Source organism: Kineococcus gurbantunggutensis (assembly GCF_050871925.1).
Classification (GTDB): Bacteria; Actinomycetota; Actinomycetes; order Actinomycetales; family Kineococcaceae; genus Kineococcus.
Window position 1 is genome coordinate 1 of record NZ_JBJLSG010000193.1, and the last position, 8,161, is coordinate 8,161.

The following is an 8,161-nucleotide window of genomic DNA, read 5'->3' on the forward strand; positions in this document are numbered from 1 at the left end:
CCGGCCCCCCCGCGCGCCGCCGCCCCCCCCCCGCCGCCGCCCACTACCCTGCCGCCCCGCCGCCACCCCCCCCCCAGGGAGGGGGTGGGGAGGGGGAGCGCGGTGGGGGAGGGGTCAGGACCCGGGGGTGTGCAGGACGCCGTCGACGCGGCGGGGGATGCCGGTGAAGCCGTCGGTCAGCTCCGCCGGCAGCAGCTCGGCGGGGGCGCCCTGCCAGGTCACCGGGCGCAGGAACCGGCGGATCGCGCTGGTGCCCACCGAGGTGTGCTGCGAGTTCGTCGACGGCCACGGGCCGCCGTGGTGCTGCGCCCAGGAGACCGCCACCCCGGTGGGGTAGGCGTCGAAGAGGATCCGACCGGCCAGCGGGCGCAGCGCCTGCGCGACGGTGCCCGGCAGGTCCGTCTCGCCCGTCCCGCGCTGCACCGTCGCCGTCAGCGAGGAGGGCACCTCCTCCAGCGCGGCCAGCAGCTGCTTCTCGTCCTCGTAGCGCACCACGGTGCTCACCGGGCCGAAGCACTCCTCGGTCACCCCCGCCGGCAGGTCCACCGCGTCCGCCGACAGCAGCAGCGGGACCGCGGTGAAACCCCCCTCGCCGTCGGGCTGCCCGCCGCGGGCCAGCGTGCGCACCCCCGGCAGCTGCGCCAGCTCGGCGCTGGTGCGCCCGTAGGAGCCCGCGATCCCCTCGTTGAGGAGCACCTGCGCCGGGGACCCGCTCACCGCCTCGCTCATCGCCGCCACGACCGCGTCGCCCTCCGCGCCGGCGGGGACGAACACCAGGCCGGGCTTGGTGCAGAACTGCCCCGCGCCCAGCGTGAAGGAGGCCACCGTCTCGCGCCCGATCCGCTCGCCGCGCTCGGCGGCCGCGGCGGGGGTGACCACGACGGGGTTCAGGCTGGACAGCTCCCCGAAGAACGGGACCGGGTCCGGGCGGGACTCGATGATGCGCAGCAGCGCCTTGCCGCCGGTGACGGAACCGGTGAACCCCACCGCGCGCACCGCCGGGTGCGCGACGAGGTCCGCGCCGGCCTGCTGGCCGAAGACGATGCCCAGGGTCCCCTCCGGGGCGCCGAACCCCGCGGCCGCCGCGGCCAGCACCTCGAACACCAGCTTCGAGGTCGCCGCGTGCGAGCCGTGCGCCTTGAGCAGCACCGGGCAGCCGGCGGCCAGCGCGGAGGCGGTGTCGCCGCCGGGCACGGAGAACGCCAGCGGGAAGTTGCTGGCCCCGAACACCGCCACCGGCCCCAGGGGCACGAGCATCCGGCGCAGGTCCGGGCGCGGGCCCATCGGGGTGTCCCCGGCGTGGTCGATGGTCGCCTCGAGGTAGGAGCCCTCGCGCAGCACCTCGCCGAACAGGCGCAGCTGGTAGGTGGTGCGGGTGAGCTCGCCGTTCAGGCGGGTGGTGCCCAGGGCGGTCTCCCGGTCCGCCAGGGCCACGACCTCCTCGCGGCGCGCCTCCAGGGCGTCGGCGAGGGCGTCGAGCAGGGCGGCGCGGCGCTCGCGGCCCATCGCCTCCAGGGCAGGGGCGGCGGCCAGCGCCGCCTCGCACAGGGCGGCGACCTCCGCCGTGGTCGTCTCGGGGGCGACGGCCTCCACGGCCGCTCCGGTGCGGGGGTCGGTGCTGACGACGTCGGTCACGGGGTTCCTCCTCGGTGGTGCGTCTCGGTCAGCGCTGCAGCGCGGGCCGCTTGGGGTCGAACGTCCACCCCGGCACCAGGGTGCGCATGGCGGTGGCGTCGTCGCGGGCGCCCAGGCCGTGCTCGCGGTGCAGCTCGTGCGCGGCCCGCAGGGCCTCGCGGTCCAGCTCCACGCCCAGGCCGGGGCGCCGCGGCACCTGCACCGCGCCGCCGGAGATGCGCAGCGGCTCGGTGGTCAGCCCCTGGCCGTCCTGCCAGACCCAGTGCGTGTCCAGGGCGGTGATCGACCCCGGGGCGGCGGCGCCGACGTGGGTGAACATCGCCAGGGAGACGTCGAAGTGGTTGTTGGAGTGCGAGCCCCACGTCAGGCCGAAGTCCTCGCACAGCTGCGCCACCCGCACCGAGCCGCGCATCGTCCAGAAGTGCGGGTCGGCCAGCGGGATGTCCACGGCGTTCGCGCGCACCGCGTGCGCCATCTGCCGCCAGTCGGTGGCGATCATGTTGGTGGCGGTGGGCAGGCCGGTGCGGCGGCGGAACTCCGCCATCGTCTCGCGCCCGGAGTACGCGCCCTCGGCGCCGCAGGGGTCCTCGGCGTAGGCCAGGACGTCGCGCAGCTCGCGGCCCAGGGCCACGGCCTGCTCCAGCGGCCAGGCGCCGTTGGGGTCCAGGGTGACGCGCGCGCCGGGGAAGCGGGCGGCCAGGGCGCGCACGGCCTCGGCCTCCTGCTCGCCGGGGAACACCCCGCCCTTGAGCTTGAAGTCGCTGAAGCCGTAGCGCTGCTGCGCGGCCTCGGCCAGGGCGACGACGGCCGCGGGGGTCAGGGCGGGCTGGCGGCGCAGCCGCTCCCAGTCGTCGGCGGGGTCCGCCTCGCGCACGTACGGCAGGCCGGTCGCCTCCGCGTCGGCGACGTAGAACAGGTAGCCCAGCACCGGCACGGAATCGCGCTGCTGGCCCTCGCCGAGCAGCTCGGCCACCGGCACGCCCAGGTGCTGACCGAGCAGGTCCAGCAGCGCGGACTCCAGGGCGGTGACGGCGTGCACGGTGGTGCGCAGGTCGAAGGTCTGCAGGCCGCGGCCGGTGGCGTCGCGGTCGGCGAAGGTGCGCTGCACGCGCGCCAGGAGCTGCGCGTAGCGGGCGATCGGCTCACCGACCAGCAGCTCGCCGGCCTCCTCGACCGTGCGGCGGATCGCCTCGCCGCCGGGGACCTCGCCCAGGCCGGTGGCGCCGGAGCTGTCGGTGACGATGGCGATGGTGCGGGTGAAGTACGGGGCGTGGGCGCCGGAGAGGTTCAGCAGCGCGCTGTCGTGCCCGGCCACCGGCACCACCTCCACGGAGGCGACGGTGGGGGTGCGCGCGGGCAGCACCGTCCCCGCCCCCGCCGCGCCCGCCGTCCCCGCGCCCGTCCCCGCGTCCAGCGTGCCCGCGCTCACCGCTGGCGCACCTTCTCGACGAGCGCGGTCAGCTCGGCGAGCTCGGAGGGGCGCAGGTCGGTCAGCGGCGGGCGCACCCGGCCGCCGTCGCGGCCCACGGCGGTCAGCCCGGCCTTGACGATGGAGACGGCATAGCCCTTCTGCCGGTCGCGGATGTCCAGGTACGGGATGACGAAGTCGTTGAGCATCCCGTACACCTTGACGCGGTCCTGCGCGCGCACGGCGGCGAAGAACTCCAGCGCGAACTCCGGCACGAAGTTGTACATCGCCGAGGAGTAGGTGGTCACCCCGAGCTGCAGCAGCGGCAGCGCGAACGTCTCGGCGGTGGGCAGGCCGCCGACGTAGAGCAGGCGCTCGCCCAGGCGCGCGTAGGTGCGCGTCATCCGCTCGATGTTCCCCACGCCGTCCTTGAGGCCGATCAGGTTGGGGTTGCGGTCGGCGACCTGCTCGACGGTGACGTCCTCGAGCACGGCGTTGGCGCGGCTGTAGGCGATGACGCCGAGGTTCGTGGCGGCGCACACGGCGGTGACGTGCTCGACGAGCCCGGCCTGGCTGGCCTCGGTGAGGTAGGGGGGCAGCAGCAGGACCCCGTCGGCGCCGGCGGCCTCGGCGGCGCGCACCTGCTCCACGGCCTGCGCGGTGCCGCCGGTGGCGGCGGCCACCACCGGCACCCGCCCGCCGACCTCCTCCACGGCCGCGCGCACGACGCGGTCGTGCTCGGCGGAGGTCAGCGAGAACCCCTCGCCGGTGCCGCCGCCGGCGAACAGCCCGGCCACGCCGAAGGAGGCCTGCCAGTCCAGGTGCTCGCGGTAGCGGGCCTCGTCGAAGCGCAGCTCGTCGTCGAAGTGGGTCACGGGGAAGGACAGCAGGCCCGACCCCAGGCGGGCGGCGAGGTCTGCGGGCTCGAGCTGCGGCATGGGGACACGTCCTCGGGTCGGTCGGTGCGCGGGGTCCGCTCAGGCGTCGGGGGGTCGACCTGCTCGGTCGACGGCCCGCCCACCGTACGAACCGGCCTCGATGCGCGTACAGGACCGTTGTCGCATCGCGCCATGCCCGCCGGGCATCACGGGGCGACGGTCTCCCGGTCGAGGACGTCCAGCACCCGGCGCAGCGCGGGGTTGCGCGAGGAGCGCGACCACAGCAGGTGCAGCTCCACCGGTTCCGGCTCGGCGGTGGCCAGCGGCACGTACTCCACGCCGGCGATGCCCAGGCGCGCCGCCGAGGCCGGCACGAACGCCAGGCCGCGTCCGGCCTGCACCAGCCACAGCATCGTCAGGACCTGGTCCACGGTGTGCACGACGTTGCCGTGCACCACGGGCACCGAGGAGACGACGAGGTCGTAGAAGTAGCGCGCCCGGGTGGAGGAGTGCATCACCACCGGCTCGTCGGCCAGGTCCCGCGCGCCCACGGGCCGGCGCAGCGAGGTCAGGCGGTGCCCGGGGGGCAGCGCGACGAGCATCGCCTCGCGGTGCAGGCAGCGCGAGGCGAACTCGGCCGTCTCGAACGGCGGGCGGGCCAGACCCAGGTCCAGCTCGTCGTGCCGCAGCGCCTCCACCTGCGAGCGCGTGACCAGCTCGCGCAGCTCCAGGTCCACCTCGGGCAGCTCACGCCCCAGCGCGTTGAGCAGCGCGCCGAGCGTGCCGTACGTGGAGGCCGCGGTGAACCCGATGCGCACCGCGCCGCGGCTGCCCGAGGAGATCCGCTGCGCCGTCACCGGCGCGGCCTCGGCCAGCGCCAGCAGCCGGCGCGCGTCCTGCAGGAACGCCGCCCCGGCCGCGGTGAGCACCACCCGGCGGTTGTCGCGCTCCAGCAGCTGCGCGCCCACCGCGCGCTCCAGCTTCTGCACCTGCCGGCTCAGCGGCGGCTGCGTCATCCGCAGCCGCTCCGCGGCCCGCCCGAAGTGCAGCTCCTCGGCCACCGCCACGAAGCCGCGCAGCTGCTCCAGCGTCATCGCCATGCCGCGACGGTATCGCCCCGTGGCGCACCGGGGCCGGGCGAGCATCGCGGTCGGGGCACCGCCCCGTCCCGGCGGTTCCTCGACCGGCGCGGGGCGGACGCCTGGCCTCGGCCGGGTCGGCGCGTCGAACCGCTTCGACGGTGTCGGCGCGCCGACGCGCCCCGCGCGCCGCGGTCGGCGATGCTCGCGAGCGACCGCCCCACCCCGAACGCCCCAGGAGGACCCGTGACCACCCCCGAGCTGCCGACGTTCCCCCCGGGCTTCGTGCTCGGCGCCGCGACCGCCAGCTACCAGATCGAGGGCGCCGTCGCCGAGGACGGCCGCACCCCCTCCATCTGGGACACCTTCAGCCGCACCCCCGGCAAGACCCTGCACGGCGCCACCGGCGACGTCGCCTGCGACCACTACCACCGCTACCGCGACGACGTCGCCCTGCTGGCCGACCTCGGGGTGGACTCCTACCGCTTCTCCGTGGCCTGGCCGCGCGTGCAGCCGGGCGGGCGCGGCCCGGTCAACCCCGCCGGCCTGGCGTTCTACGACCGCCTCGTCGACGAGCTGCTGGGCAGGGGCATCGACCCGGCCGTCACCCTGTACCACTGGGACCTGCCGCAGGAGCTGGAGGACGACGGCGGCTGGCGCACCCGCGACACCGCGCACCGCTTCGCGGAGTACTCCCGCCTCGTCGCCGACGCCCTCGGCGACCGCGTCGGCCGCTGGATCACCCTCAACGAGCCCTGGTGCTCGGCGTTCCTGGGCTACGCCAACGGCCACCACGCCCCCGGCGCCAAGGAGGGCACCCCCGCCCTGGCCGCCGCCCACCACCTGCTGCTCGGGCACGGCCTGGCCGTCGCGCAGCTGCGCGAGGCCGGGGTGCGCGAGGTCGGCATCACCCTCAACCTCGACCTCGTCACCCCCGCCACCGACTCCGAGGCCGACCGGGGCGCGGCGCTGCGGGCGCTGACCCAGCACAACCTGGTGTGGACCGAGCCGCTGCTGGCCGGGCGCTACCCGGACTCCGAGCGCGAGACGTGGGGCGAGATGGCCGACGGCTCCTACCGGCGCGAGGGCGACCTGGAGGTCATCGGCGCCCCGATCGACTTCCTGGGCATCAACTACTACACGCCCGCCGTGGTCGCCGACGCCCCGCACGAGGAGCCCGACCCCGCCGAGCGCACCGCCATGGACGTCGGCGTGCGCCAGGTGGAGCGCCCCGAGCTGCGGCACACCACGATGGGCTGGCCCGTGGACCCGCCCTCGCTGGGCCGCCTGGTCGCCGACGTCTTCGACCGCTACCCGCACTGCCCGCCGGTGTGGATCACCGAGAACGGCTCCGCGGAGGCCGACGTCGTCGGCGAGGACGGCGTCGTGCACGACACCGACCGCGTGGAGTACCTCGCCGGGCACCTGGCGGGCCTGGCCGAGCAGGTCGCCAAGGGCGCCGACGTGCGCGGGTACTACGTGTGGTCCCTCATGGACAACTTCGAGTGGGCCTTCGGGTACGACCAGCGCTTCGGGATCGTGCACGTCGACTACGACACCCAGGTGCGCACCCCCAAGGACAGCTACCGCTGGTTCCAGCGCCTCACGGCCGCCCAGCGCGCCGCTCGCGGGGATGCGCAGCCGCCCCGCTGAACCCGGCGGCCCGGCCGGCGCGGCGCTCGCCCAGCACCACCGCCGGCTCGGCCAGGTCCACCACCCCCGGCGCCGCGCCCGTCCCCGGCCGCGGCGCCGGGGCGGGCCGGCCGAACAGGAAGCCCTGCGCCAGGCCCACGCCCAGGCGCCGCAGCGCCGCGGACTCGCCGGGCTGCTCCACGCCCTCGGCCACCAGGGAGGCGCCCACGTCGGCGGCGAAGTCCACCAGGGAGCGCGTCAGCGCCTGGCGCACCGGGTCCACGTCGACGTCGCGCACGAGGCTGACGTCGACCTTGATCGTGTCCGGGTGCAGCTGCAGGATGTGCCGGAAGCTGGCGTAGCCGGCACCGGCGTCGTCGACGGCGATGCGCACCCCGCCGACGCGCACCCGCCGCACCGCCTCCACCAGGGCCGGGTAGTCGGTGACCTGCACGTGCTCGGTGATCTCCGCCGTGATCGAGCGGCCCGTGCGGGCGGCGCGGCGCGCGTGCTGCAGCAGCACGCCCTGCACCTCCTCGTCGCCGAGCGCCTCCGCGGACAGGTTGATGTTCAGCGCGGTGCCCGCCGGCACCCGCTCGAGCTGCTCCAGGGCGGTGCGGGCGGCCAGCAGCTCCAGCTGCACCCCCAGCCCGGCGCGCCCGGCGGCGGCGAAGGCCAGGTCCGGGGAGGGGAAGTCCTCCCCGCCGAAGCGGGCCAGGGCCTCGTGCGCGACGACGCCGTGGTCGCCCAGGCGCAGCACCGGCTGGAAGAGCACCCGCAGGTCGCGCCGCTCCAGCAGCCGCTGCACCCGGCCGCGGGTCTGCTGCAGCGCGCGGCGCTCGCGCGCCAGCGGGCTGGCCAGGTGGTCGGCGATGAGGTCGGCGACCATCGCCAGGTAGCGCGGGGCCCGCTCGTCCAGGAGCGGGTCGGCCCCGCGGCTGAGGCAGCAGAGCATCCCCACCGGGCGCCCGTGCTCGTCGTGCAGGGGCGCGCCGGCGTAGGAGCCGATGCCGAGCTGGGCGGTGACGGCCAGGTCGCGGGTGCGCGGGTCGCGGCGGGCGTCGGGGACGACCGCGGGCAGGTTGCCGGCGAGCACCCGCACGCAGAACGACTCCTGCAGCGGCGGGGCGTGGCCCTGCTCCACGCGCATCGCCGCGCCGTCGCCGCTGAGGGTGCTGATGAGCTGGCGCCCCTCGGAGAAGAGCGACACCCACGCGATCTCGGTGCCCAGGTGGGTGCGCGCCAGGTCGAGCAGGCGCTGCACCTCGGGCGCCGCGGGGTCCGCGGCCGCCCCCGGGTCCACGGGTGCCCCCGGGTCCGCGTCGCCCTCCCGGGCGTGCTGGTGCGGTGGCTGGCCCACGCGGCCTCCTCGACGGACGGTCCCCCCTCCGCGAGCTGTTGCACGGAGCTGCCCGCGCCGACGGCGCGGACCTCCAGTGTGCCTCTCGGTAGTCGATTCGTCACGGAAAGGAGTTTTCCGTCACGTGAGGGTGCTCACGTCGGGGTGGCGGCGGGCCCCGCGGGGGGGC

Annotated in this window: 6 protein-coding genes; 1 reads left to right on the forward strand and 5 read right to left on the reverse strand. The window is 76.3% G+C overall.

Annotated features, from left to right (window positions below; all coding sequences use genetic code 11):
* Positions 1 to 114: 114 nt before the first annotated feature.
* The 4 genes from ACRYR7_RS22620 to ACRYR7_RS22635 form a co-directional block, all read right to left on the reverse strand.
* The gene (locus ACRYR7_RS22620) at positions 115 to 1,635 is read right to left on the reverse strand and encodes an aldehyde dehydrogenase (NADP(+)) (RefSeq protein ID WP_432574367.1); all 1,521 of its coding nucleotides are present in this window, start codon (positions 1,633 to 1,635) and stop codon (positions 115 to 117) included.
* Between the two features lie 28 nt (positions 1,636 to 1,663).
* Positions 1,664 to 2,995, reverse strand: coding sequence for an enolase C-terminal domain-like protein (locus tag ACRYR7_RS22625; RefSeq protein ID WP_432574372.1), 1,332 nt, complete (start codon positions 2,993 to 2,995; stop codon positions 1,664 to 1,666).
* A gap of 65 nt (positions 2,996 to 3,060) precedes the next feature.
* Positions 3,061 to 3,981 carry a 5-dehydro-4-deoxyglucarate dehydratase gene (kdgD, locus tag ACRYR7_RS22630; RefSeq protein ID WP_432574368.1) on the reverse strand — a complete coding sequence of 307 codons (921 nt, stop codon included), beginning with the start codon at positions 3,979 to 3,981 and terminating at the stop codon, positions 3,061 to 3,063.
* Between the two features lie 146 nt (positions 3,982 to 4,127).
* Positions 4,128 to 5,021, reverse strand: a complete 894-nt coding sequence (locus ACRYR7_RS22635) for a LysR substrate-binding domain-containing protein (protein WP_432574369.1) — start codon at positions 5,019 to 5,021, stop codon at positions 4,128 to 4,130.
* A 180-nt stretch (positions 5,022 to 5,201) separates the two neighbouring features.
* Here ACRYR7_RS22635 and ACRYR7_RS22640 point away from each other — a divergent pair, with 180 nt between their 5' ends.
* Entirely contained in the window at positions 5,202 to 6,653 is a 1,452-nt protein-coding gene (locus ACRYR7_RS22640) for a GH1 family beta-glucosidase (RefSeq protein WP_432574370.1), read from the forward strand.
* Here the strand turns inward: ACRYR7_RS22640 and ACRYR7_RS22645 are convergent.
* A complete protein-coding gene (locus ACRYR7_RS22645) occupies positions 6,604 to 7,992 on the reverse strand; it encodes a sensor domain-containing phosphodiesterase (protein WP_432574371.1) in 1,389 nt (462 codons plus the stop codon). The genes ACRYR7_RS22640 and ACRYR7_RS22645 overlap by 50 nt on opposite strands.
* Positions 7,993 to 8,161: the final 169 nt, after the last annotated feature.